This window comes from Bacillus sp. HNG (assembly GCF_003400205.1).
Taxonomy (GTDB): Bacteria; Bacillota; Bacilli; order Bacillales; family Bacillaceae_L; genus Ferdinandcohnia.
On sequence record NZ_QUQV01000010.1, the window covers coordinates 91,742 to 106,604 of the forward strand.

Below are 14,863 nucleotides of genomic sequence, written 5' to 3' on the forward strand. Positions count from 1 at the left end.
AACAAGGAGGACGAGAAGCATGAACGGACGCATTCATTCCATAGAAACCTGTGGGACTGTAGATGGACCAGGACTACGTTATGTCATTTTCACTCAGGGGTGTTTGCTCCGTTGCCAGTTCTGTCATAACCCTGATACCTGGAAATTAAATAGGGGAAAGGAAATGAGTGTTTCAGAGATTATCCATGATATCAAAACCTATCTTCCTTTTTTTCAGGCGTCAGGTGGCGGTGTGACCGTAAGTGGTGGTGAGCCCTTGCTTCAACTCGATTTTTTAATTGAACTTTTTACAGAATGCAAGAAGCTTGGGATACACACCACAATCGATAGCTCTGGTGGATGCTTTACTCGTTCTCCACAATTCATGGAGCGATTAGAGAAGTTGCTCTCACTAACCGATTTGATTTTACTAGATATTAAGGAAATTGACCCGGTGAAGCATAAGGAATTAACAGGTCTGAGCAATGAGCATATCCTTGATTTTGCTCAGTATTTATCAGACAATAATGTCCCCGTTTGGATTCGCCATGTATTAGTTCCAACAATAAGTGATAATGACGAGGACCTTACGAACCTATCAGCATTTATAAAAACTTTAAAAAACGTGGAAAAAATTGAGGTTCTTCCGTATCACAAGCTCGGAATATACAAATGGGAAAGCCTTGGTCTTGAATACAAACTTAAGGATGTCGATCCCCCAACCGAAGAACGCGTCAAAAACGCAGAAAGAATTTTAGGGTCATAGGGACAGGTTAACCTGTCCTTCCCTCTCGTGAGAGTATGAATATCATTTTCATACTCTTTTTTTTTTGCAGGAAAAAGAAAAGATGTTGAGAAATGTAAAAGATGAAGTTTTTTTAAAAAAAGTTGAAACAAAATAGCCATTGATACGACTTATTCTTGATTGGGGGCGAGGCATTGGAAAAAATGTCATTTGATATAGAAAAAATCTACGACATGTATTACCGGGATGTTTATCATTTTGCGTTGTTTTATACAAACAACCGTCAGGAAGCGGAAGACATCACACAGGAAACCTTTATTAAGGTCATGAAAAACATAGGTAGCCTACAAAATCAAGAACGAATGAAAACATGGATTTTTTCGATTGCAAAGCACACGGCAATTGACCTAAAGCGAAAACAAAAGTTTATTCAATTCTTACCGGACTGGATTTATGAAAAGGAATCAGGGGAAGCAACACCTGAAAAGAAAGCCATCCAGAAGAATGATTGGGAAGAACTACAAGAAGCACTCATACAATTAAAGCCTACCTATCGGTCTATGATCATTTTACGAGGATTAAAGGAATTGACTATCAAAGAGACGGCCGAAATCATGGGATGTAGTGAAAGAAAAGTACGCGTTGACTATCACAGAGCGATTCAACAAATGAAAAAGCATGTTCAAGTACATGAGGAAGGGTGGGGACTGAATGAACAATCGAAATGATGAAAAATGGTTACAACCGTTAAAAAACCGTCCTGACCTTGAACCAAATCCAGTTTTTGCGAAACAACTGAAAGAAAGCCTAAAAGAAAACAAAACCATAAAAAGAAGAAATTTTTCAGCGTTAAAAATGTGGCTTCCACTAGCAATGGCCGTCATGTTGTTCTCCATCATTACGGTGTCCTATGTGACGAGTAATCCTGACCAAGGGCAGAAACCGGTCGAAATAGAGGAAACTTCAAATGTAGTTAACCCAGATTTTGATATGTTGTTAGTTAACAATCCTGCGTATCAATCATTTTATAACTCCGTGCTGAAGGCAACCGGGATAGAAGAAGCGAGTAAACTAGTTATCAATTTTTTCGAAGCATTGCATGTGGAAGATAAGGAATTCCTTAAGGAACATGTGTTTTTTGTGGCGAATCCAGAAAAGGAAGTAGAGGTCCTACTCGATTTTTACAAGGGGATGGATGTGAGATCTTTAGCAGTTCACTCGTTTAAGGAGAGTCAGGCTGAACCTAATGTAGAAATTATATTTTCGTATAAACAAAATAATGAGGATAAACTTCATCACATCTATGTCAACTACTGGGAAGAAGGTAATGTAGAAATTTATTCCCCCCTTGATGACTATGTACCAGAAACTGAAAATGACCTTGAATTAAATGAGCAGGAGAGGGCGGCATACGATGCATTCAAAGTTGACCATAATCCTGAGGCATTAAGAAATCTTGGACCAATCAGTGTCGCAAAAATATTTATCCAAGCTAATGCAGACAGTGATCAAGAAACATCCTATGCTCTGTATACAACAAGAGAGGACCGAGTGATGTGGTCAAAGGAAAAGGATAAGGAGTATTGGGAACAGGAAAATCGAGAAACGAGAGACCCTGAAAATTATAAGAAATCATATTACGGATTAGGGTCAGGTACATTTCAGCAAATGAATGAAAATGAAGGCTACATTTCATTCCGTACTAAAAATGGAGATATGGGCTTCCAAATGGTAAAAGACGAAAACGGCGTTTGGAAGGTAGCTTTTATGCCGATCCAATAATGAACTGAAAAAATCCAACCTCAATTTAACAGGAGGTTGGATTTTGTTTATTGAAGGCTAAAGCCTTCTTCAAAAAGATAATCCTCAGCTTCATCATAGGAACCGAATGCAGCTTCTAGGTTTAGGCCTGAGTACACATTCCACCATTCGTCCTCAAATACGAGTAGTAGTGTTTGTCCCTCATCATTCACCCAGCGTTCCTCTTGCCCTTCGCCGATGATGGCATTTTCCCTTGCTAGAGGGGAATTGGCTGAGAGGGATTGAATGGATTCCTTCACAATTTTTTGTAACTCAGCTTCAGAGAAATCCCGTATATTAATAAATCCCTTTTCATCTACATCATAGTTTTGAAGGTTTCCGGCATATACAAACCCATTGCCATTTGGATGAAGATGCTGAACGACAATCTTTTTCTCAAAGACACTGTCGTTATAATGAAAATTTACTCTTCCTAATGATACATTTTTACGTTCCAACTCTGGGAATGATTCAATGATTTTAAGTTTTTCCTCGAACGATAACATATGTATGTCCTCATTTCTATTGTAATATTTCTTTTACGCGCCCAACCTGACCATCTTCTAGTCGGACTTTTATCCCATGAGGATGAAAGCTAGACTTTGTTAAAATATCTTTGACAGTACCTTTTGTCAGTATACCTGTTCGTTGGTCTTTCTTTAGCACGATTTGCACCTGAATTCCTGGTGTTATATCTGCACGATTTTGCCCATTCATTCCTAAAATCCTTCCATTTATTATTTGTTCATTTAGTTTACCTTAGATTCCAGAATTTATCTTCAAAAAAAAGAGATGACCTCAAGAGTCATCTTTTTGGGACAAGGGGACAGGTACATCGTCCCACCATATTTTTCCTGGGACAGTGTACCTGTCCCTCTGCCCACTCAAAACAATTGAATGGGGTGCATGGAGGAGTCTAGTGCTTTAAACTCGTAGCCTTGGGCTTTTAGATAGTCTAGTAGTTTTGGTAAATGCGCAAGTGTTTCGGGTCGTTCGTGCAGTAAAATCACGATTGGCTGATTTGCACGATTTAGTTTATTTAACTGTTCAATCACGCTATCCACATACCGGCTATCTCGAAATTTCCAATCACGGCTATCAATATTCCAATCCCACATTTTATATCCTGCTGTCTCGACCGCAGCTTTATAACCGTCCGTCATATAAGGTGAACTTCCAAACGGAGTCCGAATGAGATCAGTTTCAATCCCAGTGAGTTCTAAAATCGTCTGTTGCGTTTGGTCCATTTCTCCTACAACAGATTTAGATGATTGATAGAATTTATTTTTATCATGGGTTACGCCATGGAGGCCAACACTGTGGCCCTTATTAACCATCTCTTTGACAGCTTCCGGATAATGTTTAATATTGTTGTCTAGCATAAAAAAAGTAGCCTTCGCATCATATTGATCAAGTAAAGCAAGGATATCCTTTGAAACCTTATGAGGACCATCGTCAAATGTAAGATAAACCGCCCTAGATGGTGGGGCTGGTGTTTCCTTTGGTGATTCCTGTTCTTCATCGACTTCCTGTTCATCTTCTACTTCGGGAGTTGTTGGATTCACTGTAACTGGAGCTGGTTCGACTGTAGGTTCAGTTGTAGGTGCAGGTTCTTCCTCAGTGGGCTTTTCTTCATCACTATTGCTTTTCGGTTTGTCATCTACTTTTAAATCATCATCTATTGGTTCAGTTTTTTCTGGAGCTTCAACAGGTACTTTTGTCTCAATAGCCGGTTCAGATGCATTTGCTTCCAGTAAAAATTTTGATTTTAGTAGAAAAAAAGAATAAAAGAGTAACAACACAATAAAGCCAAACAATGCAATAATTTTAACAATGCTGCCCTTCCCCGTTTTCTTTGTACTCGCCATTAAGCATACCTTCTTTGCTGTGATATTCTTCACTATATATGACGTCTTGTGTTGCAGAAAGGTTTCAATATTATTACAACATTTTTACAATAACAAGGACTATCTTACCATAAGGAATGGTTGTAGGAAAGAAGAAAACCTGGCAAAAAAAGGTTTTTGAGAATTGAAAGCTCATAGGCTAATATAAAACTTGTTCTGAACAGAAAAATAGTTAATAATCCACTTATAAGCATATTTAGTTTGAAGGAGGATCTCGATTTGAAAGTAAGAGTTTCAGCCGTGCAATATCATCTTCACACAATTCGTTCCTTTGACGAATTCGCTGCTCAATGTGAGCATTATATAAAAACAGCAATGGAGTTTGATGCAGAATTTATTTTGTTCCCTGAATTTTTTACAACACAGCTTTTATCGATTGGTAGGGAGGATGGAACAAGCCTAACAATTGACGACCTACCAAACTTTACAGACCAGTATCGAGCTCTTTTTACGCAGCTTGCCAAACAATATAATGTGCACATCATTGGCGGAACACATGTTATCCGCAAAGGCGATCACCTCAATAATGTGGCTCATTTATTTTATCCAGATGGCAGGGTTGCGGAGCAGGCGAAGTTGCATATAACACCTACGGAAGTCCACGAGTGGAATATGTCACCAGGTGAGGATTTCCAAGTTTTTGATACGGAAAAGGGACGCATTGCAATGCTTACCTGCTACGATATTGAGTTCCCTGAAATTGTTCGAATGGCAAAGGCAAAGGGTGCTGATGTCATCTTCTGTCCGTCTTGTACGGATGACCGTCACGGCTTCCATCGTGTACGTTATACAAGTCACGCTAGAGCAGTTGAAAACCAAGTATATGTTGTTGGAACAGGTACAGTTGGATCTCTGCCAACCGTTGATTTTATGCGTGCCAACTTTGGGCAAGCGGTGGTAATCACACCGAATGATATCCCGTTTCCACCTAAAGGGATCTTAGTCGAGGGTGAAGTGAATAACGACATGATCGTGACTGCAGATCTTGATTTAGACCTTCTTTATGAAGTGCGTGAACGAGGGTCTGTTACAACATGGCGCGACCGAAGAACGGACCTTTACACTGATTGGAAATAAAAAGAAGGAGAGTGAATGATATGGACTATAAACGAATAACAAGCATTAATGACCCGTTATTTTTTAAAATGCATGAATTAATGAAGAATGTGTTTCCGAAAGAAGAAGTGCTAGATTTTGAGCTTTGGAAAGAGCCTCTTGAAGACCCAAGCATTCGCGTCTTTGTTGCGGTGCATGAGAATGAGGTTGTTGGAGCGACTGAATACCGTTATTACCCAGATTGGAATATCGCCATGACCGATTTTACAATTATCGGCCAGCCGGGTTTAAGCATTGGTCGCTTCTTAGCGCAAAATCGCAGCAGGGATTTACAGGAGCTAGCTAAGGCAAATGGAAAGAAACTTTTCGGCATGTTTGCTGAAATCTATGATCCATACAAAGTAGCTCATTATGAGTTTGGAACAGTGAAGCCAATGGACCCATTCGTTCGTCGTGAGGTTCTATCTCACCTTGGTTATAAGCGGATAAATCTTGATTATGTTCACCCATCTTGGAACAATGATGGAGAGGCAGTAAAGGGACTTGATTTGTGCTTTATGCCTAGCGATGAAGACGTCAATGAACTTCCAAGCCAATTAGTGGTTGATTTCTTAACAACGTATTATACCGTTCTTCCAAACAAACCTGCTGAATGGCTCGAAATGGTGAACGGATTAAAGGAAAAAGAATCTGTTACATTATTGCCATTATAAAAATAGGTCCGTATTTAAATCTTTCACGGTTTAAATATGGACTTTTTTTGTCTGAAATTTGTCTGAAAACCAACATGTGATATAAATCATATTCCATGGGAGACGTGGGGATATACAATGAACATAGAAGAGTCTGTTTGGAGAGCGATTGTGACTTTCTGAACAAACCAATATCCAAAAAGCTGGTGATATGGTGATTAGTCAAATTTTAGATGGTTTTAGTTTTCACTCCCAATGGAACGGGGGAGTCATCTTTTTTACCCTGATTTTAATTGTCTTATATATGTTCCTATTACCAACTCCAAAGGATCACCCAAAGTATAAATCGATTGCGTTTGCAGGAAGTATGTTATTGATTCTTTTTTCTGTCGGGAGTCCGTTGAATCTATTGGGACGCATGTTGTTTCGTGCCCACATTATCCAGATTGTCGTCGTCCTTCTTATCGCAGCGCCGTTACTCGTGATCGGAATAAAAACAAACCTACTTGAAATAAAAAAAAATAATGGTGTGAAAAAAGTATATCGTTTTCTCACTCATCCAGTGTTCGTGATTATTTTATTTCATGGTTTGTTTATTTTATACCATGTTCCAGTAGTGTTTGACTGGATTCGAACAGGGTATTTTACAAATTATTTCTTTTTGGTGGGGTTAATTTTGGCGGCGGCGCTCTTGTGGTGGCCAATCGTCGGCCCAATTAAAGAAGAAGATAAGATAACCTTCAAACAAAAGCTTATATATATAGTAGTCAATATTGTGTTGTTTGTACCAGTGACACTCTTTTTATGGCTATCAAATACCGAGTTATACTCAGTCTACAGCGACACAAGTCAAATGCTTGCAGCGTTAGCATTGTGTATGCCTTTCGGTGAGGAGATTCCACCAGATTTATTGGAAACATTGCTCCCATATCCACCGATAAGTGAACAAAAGAACGGAGCGATTATTCTATTTATCTCACAAGCCTTGATTTTTGGCTTAAGCACAGTATGGTTGTATATGAAAAAAGGCAGGAAGTGAATTCCTGCCTTTAGCTATTTAGTGTAGTTTCCCGATATAGGCTAAGTCTGAAACCTCGTTTGAGTCGGTGGAGCCATCAAGGATTTTTCGAATGTCCTGGAGGGCATCCTGCAAACTAATTGTTTCCCCTTTTTTACCGGTAAAAGCTTCGGCTACATAAAAAGGCTGGGTCAAATACGCCTCAAGGCGCTCACCGCGCTTGTAAGTTTGAACCTCTGTTTCCGGAAGTTTCTCAAGTCCGTGCACAGTCACAAGTGAACGAAGCTCTCGGTATCTACGAAGTAGCTTTTTGGCACGCTGTTGGATCGTGAAATGAGTTTGGTCTAGGTGCGCCCCTTCAAGAACGGAAGAGGTAGAGTATACTGGGTTAACGGCAGGAAATTGATGTCTAGCAGTGAGGTCAGCGTCAAATTGCCATAATGTTTCTAGTGGTCCAAATGGCACGTCTTCATCGACAACGTCCCCTTTTAAATCAACTAGGATGGTCGTGACAGAATCAACTCCGATTGAATGCAATTTTTCTTGTAGGGTTTGAATTTCTCCAGTGATGACATGAGAGCGATCTGCTGCAAAGGCAACTTCTTTTGTCTTCCCTAGCTTTGCAATTTCTTCATACGCTTCTTTAATGGTTCTAGCCTGGATTTGAACTACATCTAGAATATCATTTACTTCTGGATGATCTCCTTCCGGTAAAAGTAAAACGGTTGCAAAATCATTGTTGTGTAAACGATGAAATAATTCTGCAAGTACTACAAGCTGCCCCATTCCAGGACGTGCAACAAGACCGACCGTACCACCTTTTGCTAATGGAGCAAAGACATCAAGCGTTTTAATCCCAGTTTCAATCATTTCAATTTTCTCCCCTCGAATTAATAATTCATCCAAACTACATTCAGCTAAATCAGCAAGTGCCACTAATGTGCGCACTTCTGCACGACCAACGGGAATCTTTCCAGTACACAGATTTGAGACAGTGGCCGGACGTAATCCCACAGAGCGTGCCGCAGTTGTTAAATTGGGTACTCTTCTGCGGAGCAACGATACATTAAGTCGAATATCTTCCAAATTTTACACCTCCTGTTACTTTTTAGAGTAAACTAAATTTCGTTATAATGCAATAGGTAATTTCGTTGTAGAGTAATTTTTTTTACTTTATCTTGTTGTGTGGTTGCTAACGCCGATAGAAACGAATTATCGTCGATAGAATGAAAATAACGCCGATAGAACAGAAATAACGCCAATAGCCACTTCGGAAACCCTCAATGATTGTTCATTATAATTATAAGTAAATCCAGCGATGGAACCAAAAAGGAGTAATCTTACCCTCACATGCGAAATGTGAACCCAGTGGTGGTATGAAAAAAGCGTAATCGTACCATCACTCTCGAAAAGTAAACCCAGTGATGGTACGATAAGGGTGTAATCGTACCATCACATGTGAAAAGTGAACTCAGTGACGGTACGAAAAATGCGTAATCGTACCATCACATTTGAAAAGTGAACCCAGTGACGATACGAAAAAGGTGTACTCGTGCAATCGCCAATAGCCCTCAAAAAGCAGGTTCAGTGTGGGAACACAAGCATGTAACCATACCCTAACCGAACAAAACTATCTACCCAATAGTGTAAACCCAAGACAAATCTCCCCAATCGTTCAAACCAACAACCCTAAAGAATACAGCCACCATCCATACCCCATACTAAATATAAAAAACGTGAAGGAGCTATCATGACCGAAATCCTAGACGAATCATTTTTTCAGCAACCTACATTAGAACTTGCCAAAGCTCTACTTGGCTGCAAGCTAGTAAAACACAGCAACCAAGGCATCGCATCGGGCTACATCGTCGAAACGGAAGCTTATAAAGGTCCGGAAGATCGAGCGGCACACTCATATCAAAACAGGCGGACAAAGCGGACAGAGGTGATGTTCGGCAAGTCTGGATATGTCTACACCTACCAAATGCATACCCATTGTCTTGTAAATGTTGTTTGCAACGAAATCGACAAACCTGAAGCCATTTTAATTAGAGCTGTTGAACCAGTTGACGGAATTGACCTGATGTATGAACGACGAGGGCAAATGCCAGCCAAGAACCTAACAAACGGCCCTGGAAAATTAACAAAGGCATTAGGAATTACAATGGAGGATTATGGACGCCCATTTTTTGAGCCTCCTATATATATAGCAAAGGGCTATTCACCGGAAAACATTTCTACCGGTCCCCGAATTGGAATTGAAAATACAGGAGAGGCAAAGGAGTATCCTTGGCGCTTTTGGGTCACGGACAATCTCTATGTATCCCGCAAAAGATAAGGGTTTGCTCACAAGGAGCATACCCTTTTTGCATCTAAAGCTTACTCCCTCTAAGCCTCAGGTCCTAGTGAAAAATATAACTGGGGCTCATTATAGCAAAACAAGAATCAGGATAAGATTGAATCATGAAAGGAGGAAGTAAACATGAAAAAGTTCGGATTGTTTATTCTTGGAGGTATCGCAGCGATTGTGCTTTTATCACATGTTGGCCCAATGATTGGTCTAGCAATTAGCTTAGCGATTCTGTATTTTGCATTTAAAAAGTTTATGAAAACTGACTCAACAGTAGGTAAGGTGATTTGGGCGATTATCGGAGTTCTTGCACTAACAGCGTCCGCTTCAAATGTACCTGCGATTCTAGGGCTAGTGGCTGCATACATCCTATACGTTGTCATTAAAAACTGGAAAAGAGAAAAGCACCAAGTCGTGACTGAATCATCTGACCCATTCACAAACTTTGAAAAACAATGGGCTGAATTAAACAAACATTAATATCTAAAGCAAACCACCAAATTAAAAAGGAGATTGATACAAATGGCAAACTTATTAACTCGTATAAAGGACACAATTTTAGCAGATTTTCACGGCATTTTAGATGAAAAAGAAAAGAAAAATCCGATTGCACTGCTTAATCAGTACTTACGTCAATGTGAGGCGGAGGTTGAAAAGGTACGAAAGCTTGTAGAGCGTCAGCATTCCCTAAAGGATCAATTTGCAAGAGAGCATCGTGAGGCGGCAGCCCTAGCTGAAAAACGTAAATATCAAGCGGGTGTGGCACAGCAAGCTGGCGAAACGGAATTATATGAATTCGCTGTTCAGGAGCAGGTTGCATATGAGGAACGCGCTGCTAAATTACAGGAAGCTTTACAAAATGCAGGAACAGAACTCATTGGGCTTGAGAAGAAATATGAGGAAATGAAACATAAGCTGAAGGATATGCATATTAAACGCATGGAATTAATGGGGCGCGAAAACATTGCACGTGCCAATCATCGTATGAATCAGGTGCTTGACACAAATGCATATACAAATAAATCAGCAAGAACGTTTGAAGAGATGGAATCTTATCTGGATCGACTAGAGAACCAAGTAAATTCCTCTTACCATCGCAACACAATTGATGCAAGAATAGCTCAGCTCGAAAAACAAGTAAAAAATGAAGAAACACATTCTATTTCATAGTCAAAACATGGTATTCTAAAGAAGACGTAGACAATCTACGTCTTCTTATCCCAATTTACGAATAATTCAATGCATTCAATGGAAGGGAGGCTCCGAACCTTGTTAGATAAAATAAAATCAGACAATCTTAATGCATTTATTCTCTTTGGAATTATTTTATTAATCATTGAAATTACATTTTTTAATGGCGGGGTCATTTTCTCTTTTATCATATCGTTTGGATGTATTTATATTGGTCGTAAAAAATTGCCACGAACCTTTGGGAAAATCCTGTCTTGGTTTGGATGGATTAGTTTAGCTCTTACCATTGTAGGAATGATGACAGTCAAATTTTTAATACTGGCAGTTCTGATCTATTTTCTCATTCAATTTTTTCAATCAAAGAAAAACCCTCAATATATAAAACCGGAAATAAATGAAGCGCAAAAATCATCTGCACAGGAACCGATTTTAAAGCGTCAGCCATTGTTCTGTAACAACATCTTTGGTCAACAAAAAACGCCGGAATATGTGTATGAGTGGAACGATGTGAACATTCAGTCCGGAATTGGAGATACCATTATTGATTTGAGTTACACCGTCCTACCTAAAGGTGAATCAGTCATATTTATTCGAAATGTGATTGGAAATGTTCAGGTCTTTGTTCCATACGAGATTGAAGTGAAGGTACATCACTCCGTTCTCTACGGAGCAACCACGATCTTCGAAAATCATGATGCAAAAACGCTGAATCAAACCCTTCATTATCAGACTGAACAATATGATTATGCCGAACATAAGCTTAAAATAGTAACCGCAGTCGGCGTCGGAGATCTTGAGGTGAAACGAGCATGAGTACCGTAAAAAGGCAAATTATTGTTGGTATTTGTGTCTCGGTGTTTTTATTTGTACTAGCACATGTCATCGTATTTATGGCATTCCCGTTAGCTAACTGGGCTGCGCTCTGGCAAACACAACTGATGGATTTACCTTATATCATTCTCGCCATCAGCCTTAGCTTACTAGGTGGGCTTGTTTTTGGTATGTTCTCGGGAATGATATGGAGAAAACAATTGCTTTCTGTATCCAATGCAATCTATCAAATTGAACAAGGTAGGGCGCTTCCTGATTTTCCAGAAAACCAGACCGCTGAATTCACGACGATTTGGGATCGAATAAAAAAAGTTCAAACCCATATTGCAGAACAAACAAAGCTATCGCAAAAACTTGCGAATGAAAAAGCGGAGGACCAGGAAAAGCGCATTCAAAAAATCGTCTCCGAGGAGCGTAATCGACTAGCACGTGAACTCCATGATTCCGTGAGTCAACAGCTTTTTGCAGCATCGATGATGATGTCCGCAATTAATGAGTCAAGGACAGGTACGGATGAACGTGAGGCCAAACAGTTTAAGCTCGTTGAGGAAATGATTCATCAATCTCAACTAGAAATGCGTGCGCTATTGCTTCATTTACGGCCCGTCGCATTAAAAGGAAAGACGCTACAGGAAGGGATCGAGGAGCTATTAGTTGAACTTGTGCAAAAAGTACCCGTCACCATTGAAACAAAAATTGAGGACTTTCAAATTGATAAAGGGGTCGAGGACCACTTATTTCGCATCCTACAAGAGTCAGTTTCAAACACCCTCCGACATTCGAAAGCAAATCAGTTAGAAGTCCTGTTAATTAAAAGGGATGATTTTGTGATTTTACGTATTGTGGATGACGGAATTGGATTTGATGTTGAACAAGCAAAGACAGGATCCTATGGACTCCAGAATATGTATGAACGTGCAGTTGAAATTGGCGGCACGATGCGGATTGTTAGTCTTAAAGAAAAAGGAACTCGGATAGAAGTAAAAGTACCAATGCTAGAGGGTGAAGAAAATGATTAAAGTACTATTTGTCGATGATCATGAAATGGTAAGGATTGGGGTTTCATCCTACTTATCAGCACAGCCAGATATTGAAGTTGTTGGAGAAGCAGACGACGGGAAGGTAGCGGTGGAACTTGCGTTAGAGCTTCGACCTGATATTATTCTAATGGATCTCGTGATGAAGGAAATGGACGGAATTGAAGCAACAAGAAGAATTATCGAGAGTTGGCCAGAAGCAAAAATCATTATCGTAACAAGTTTTATTGATGATGAAAAGGTATATCCAGCGCTTGAGGCGGGCGCAACAAGCTATATGCTGAAAACCTCAAAGGCAAGTGAAATCGCTGAAGCGGTTCGAAAAACATACCATGGACAATCGGTTTTAGAACCAGAGGTTACTGGCAAAATGATGGTTCGGATGAGACAAAAGGATACACACCTTCCGCATGAGGAGCTAACAAACCGTGAAATGGAGATTCTACTTTTAATTGCTGATGGGAAAACAAATCAAGAAATTGCTGATGAACTATTTATCGCTTTAAAAACAGTAAAAGTACACGTAAGCAACATATTAAGTAAGCTTGAAGTCCAAGATCGGACACAGGCAGTTATTTACGCTTTTAAACATTCTCTTGTAAAATAAGACAAAATTATATAAATTTCGACAAAAAAGCACAGATTACTACCTGTGTTTTTTATTTTTTGGTAATATATATTTATGAGATATAAGTCGTTTTACCTCATTTAGGTAAAAAGACCTATTTTGTAATTACCAAAATTTATACGATGAAGGAAGATTTTTATACCTATACTACTATTTAGTTTGTAGGACAGATGGTATATAATTGAAAAGTCGATAATTGACGAATTTCGTCTGTGACTTTAGTACCTTTTTTGTAATTTAAAAAGGATTTTTGCATATATATATAGAAATATAAGGAAAAATGGAGAAAAAGAGATGCAGAAGATGAAAATTAAATCTACAATTCTTAGCAGTGAAGAAAAAGGTACTTTAAAATGGTTTTTAACGCTTTTTTACTTAATTATGATTGTTTATGACTTATTCTATTATATTATTTATCCTAAATTTATTACGGGTACAGCCCCAGGGTTACCAAGTAAATTTGGATATGTAGTCTATTTTATAATGTTTATGCTAATTCCTATAGCAATCTATTTGAGTAAAAAAGACAAACTTTACTTAGTTAAGTACTTAGTAGTTATAGCATATATGATACTATCGATTTGCAATGATCTCTCATACTATTTAATTAGTGAAGCAGAGTACAAAAGTGGTAATATTGCAGAAATGATTGTAGTGTTATTTTCACCAATTTTTGTAAGTACGCGTTTCTTTTATATTGTTTCAATAGGCGCGCTAGTTAGATATTTATTAACAGGGGCAATTCTCCAAACAACTGAAGTATTTTTTCCAATGTTAATTACTGCTCTTTTTTCAATAATTGCACTTATCTTTTTGTTCAGATTCAAGTCCTATGTAAATGCAGTAAAAACATCATATGATGAACAGTTAGAAGGAATGGTTAAAGGTGTTATCGCTGCGCTAGAATTAAAGGACCCTTATACTAGAGGTCATAGTGAAAGGGTTGCTAGTTATGCATTATCTCTAGCAAAAGAAGTAAAACAGTTTACGAATGAAGAATTAGTAGCATTTAATTACGCATGTTTACTTCACGATATAGGTAAGGTTAATATTCCTGACCAAATTTTAATGAAGCCTTCTAAACTAACAAATGAAGAATTTGAGATTATTAAGACTCATCCAGTTGTTGGTGCAGAAGCTGTTAAAAATATTGAAGGCCTTAAGGGAAATATTTGTGTCATTCGCTCCCATCATGAAAGATGGGATGGCAAAGGGTATCCTGATAATTTACAGGGCGAAAATATTCCCTTACTTGCTAGAATCGTAGCGATTGCTGATGCCTTCGATGCAATGACATCCTCTCGTTCCTACCGAAATGCACTTCCTGCTGAAGAAGCATATAAGAGAATTATTGAGGGGAAAGGTACTCAATTTGACCCAAATCTTGTAGAAGAATTTAAAAAGGTTTTTCCATCATGGGAAGTAGTTACTAAAAAACATGATGATATATTATAAGGTTAATAGGTTATTTTGAAAGGAGGGGAGAGTATGAAAATCAGAAAGCTAAAAAAACTAAAAACAACTTGCTGGTGGTGCCCATGGACACCAAGAACACCATTGTAATATTTATTTTGGATGCTTACTTTAAAGTGCGCATCCTCTTTTTTTGTCCTAAAATATCTATTCGAA

The 14,863-nt window shown here is 38.7% G+C and carries 17 protein-coding genes; 13 read left to right on the plus strand and 4 right to left on the minus strand.

What is annotated here, in order from left to right:
• Window positions 1-19 precede the first annotated feature (19 nt).
• The 3 genes from pflA (at window position 20) to DZB84_RS17460 (ending at window position 2,506) form a co-directional block, all read left to right on the plus strand.
• Window positions 20-745: a pyruvate formate-lyase-activating protein gene (gene pflA / locus DZB84_RS17450; protein WP_116353575.1), complete on the plus strand. Its 726-nt coding sequence runs from the start codon at window positions 20-22 to the stop codon at window positions 743-745.
• A 182-nt stretch (window positions 746-927) separates the two neighbouring features.
• Window positions 928-1,452 (plus strand): RNA polymerase sigma factor, encoded by a 525-nt coding sequence (locus DZB84_RS17455; RefSeq protein WP_116353671.1) that lies wholly within the window; start codon window positions 928-930, stop codon window positions 1,450-1,452.
• The gene (locus DZB84_RS17460) at window positions 1,436-2,506 is read left to right on the plus strand and encodes a hypothetical protein (RefSeq protein ID WP_116353577.1); all 1,071 of its coding nucleotides are present in this window, start codon (window positions 1,436-1,438) and stop codon (window positions 2,504-2,506) included. The genes DZB84_RS17455 and DZB84_RS17460 overlap by 17 nt, the downstream gene beginning before the upstream one ends.
• Before the next feature lie 47 nt (window positions 2,507-2,553).
• Here DZB84_RS17460 and DZB84_RS17465 read toward each other — a convergent pair whose 3' ends face one another.
• From DZB84_RS17465 to DZB84_RS17475, 3 genes are all read right to left on the minus strand, one after another.
• Window positions 2,554-3,030 carry a hypothetical protein gene (locus tag DZB84_RS17465; protein ID WP_116353578.1) on the minus strand — a complete coding sequence of 159 codons (477 nt, stop codon included), beginning with the start codon at window positions 3,028-3,030 and terminating at the stop codon, window positions 2,554-2,556.
• A gap of 16 nt (window positions 3,031-3,046) precedes the next feature.
• Complete coding sequence (locus DZB84_RS17470) at window positions 3,047-3,241, minus strand: YwbE family protein (protein ID WP_116353579.1); 195 nt, start codon at window positions 3,239-3,241, stop codon at window positions 3,047-3,049.
• A 167-nt stretch (window positions 3,242-3,408) separates the two neighbouring features.
• Entirely contained in the window at window positions 3,409-4,392 is a 984-nt protein-coding gene (locus DZB84_RS17475) for a polysaccharide deacetylase family protein (protein WP_116353581.1), read from the minus strand.
• Window positions 4,393-4,650: 258 nt separating this feature from the next.
• Between DZB84_RS17475 and DZB84_RS17480 the strand changes: the two genes are divergently transcribed.
• From DZB84_RS17480 to DZB84_RS17490, 3 genes are all read left to right on the plus strand, one after another.
• The gene (locus tag DZB84_RS17480) at window positions 4,651-5,508 is read left to right on the plus strand and encodes a carbon-nitrogen hydrolase family protein (RefSeq protein WP_116353583.1); all 858 of its coding nucleotides are present in this window, start codon (window positions 4,651-4,653) and stop codon (window positions 5,506-5,508) included.
• Between the two features lie 20 nt (window positions 5,509-5,528).
• Entirely contained in the window at window positions 5,529-6,200 is a 672-nt protein-coding gene (locus DZB84_RS17485) for a GNAT family N-acetyltransferase (RefSeq protein WP_116353584.1), read from the plus strand.
• 190 nt (window positions 6,201-6,390) lie between these two features.
• Window positions 6,391-7,218 carry a cytochrome c oxidase assembly protein gene (locus DZB84_RS17490; protein WP_116353586.1) on the plus strand — a complete coding sequence of 276 codons (828 nt, stop codon included), beginning with the start codon at window positions 6,391-6,393 and terminating at the stop codon, window positions 7,216-7,218.
• Between the two features lie 18 nt (window positions 7,219-7,236).
• Here DZB84_RS17490 and DZB84_RS17495 read toward each other — a convergent pair whose 3' ends face one another.
• Complete coding sequence (locus DZB84_RS17495) at window positions 7,237-8,283, minus strand: ATP synthase beta subunit C-terminal domain-containing protein (RefSeq protein WP_116353588.1); 1,047 nt, start codon at window positions 8,281-8,283, stop codon at window positions 7,237-7,239.
• 664 nt (window positions 8,284-8,947) lie between these two features.
• On the opposite strand from DZB84_RS17495, the gene DZB84_RS17500 reads away from it, so the two are divergent.
• The 7 genes from DZB84_RS17500 (at window position 8,948) to DZB84_RS17530 (ending at window position 14,689) form a co-directional block, all read left to right on the plus strand.
• Window positions 8,948-9,535, plus strand: coding sequence for a DNA-3-methyladenine glycosylase (locus tag DZB84_RS17500; RefSeq protein ID WP_116353589.1), 588 nt, complete (start codon window positions 8,948-8,950; stop codon window positions 9,533-9,535).
• A 144-nt stretch (window positions 9,536-9,679) separates the two neighbouring features.
• Complete coding sequence (locus DZB84_RS17505) at window positions 9,680-10,027, plus strand: lmo0954 family membrane protein (protein WP_116353591.1); 348 nt, start codon at window positions 9,680-9,682, stop codon at window positions 10,025-10,027.
• 42 nt (window positions 10,028-10,069) lie between these two features.
• Window positions 10,070-10,717: a PspA/IM30 family protein gene (locus tag DZB84_RS17510; RefSeq protein ID WP_116353592.1), complete on the plus strand. Its 648-nt coding sequence runs from the start codon at window positions 10,070-10,072 to the stop codon at window positions 10,715-10,717.
• A gap of 99 nt (window positions 10,718-10,816) precedes the next feature.
• Window positions 10,817-11,551, plus strand: a complete 735-nt coding sequence (liaF, locus tag DZB84_RS17515; RefSeq protein ID WP_189655288.1) for a cell wall-active antibiotics response protein LiaF — start codon at window positions 10,817-10,819, stop codon at window positions 11,549-11,551.
• Window positions 11,548-12,588, plus strand: a complete 1,041-nt coding sequence (locus tag DZB84_RS17520; RefSeq protein ID WP_116353594.1) for a sensor histidine kinase — start codon at window positions 11,548-11,550, stop codon at window positions 12,586-12,588. Before liaF ends, DZB84_RS17520 begins: the two co-directional genes overlap by 4 nt.
• Complete coding sequence (locus tag DZB84_RS17525) at window positions 12,581-13,213, plus strand: response regulator (protein WP_116353596.1); 633 nt, start codon at window positions 12,581-12,583, stop codon at window positions 13,211-13,213. Before DZB84_RS17520 ends, DZB84_RS17525 begins: the two co-directional genes overlap by 8 nt.
• A 315-nt stretch (window positions 13,214-13,528) precedes the next feature.
• Window positions 13,529-14,689: an HD-GYP domain-containing protein gene (locus tag DZB84_RS17530; RefSeq protein WP_116353598.1), complete on the plus strand. Its 1,161-nt coding sequence runs from the start codon at window positions 13,529-13,531 to the stop codon at window positions 14,687-14,689.
• Window positions 14,690-14,863: the final 174 nt, after the last annotated feature.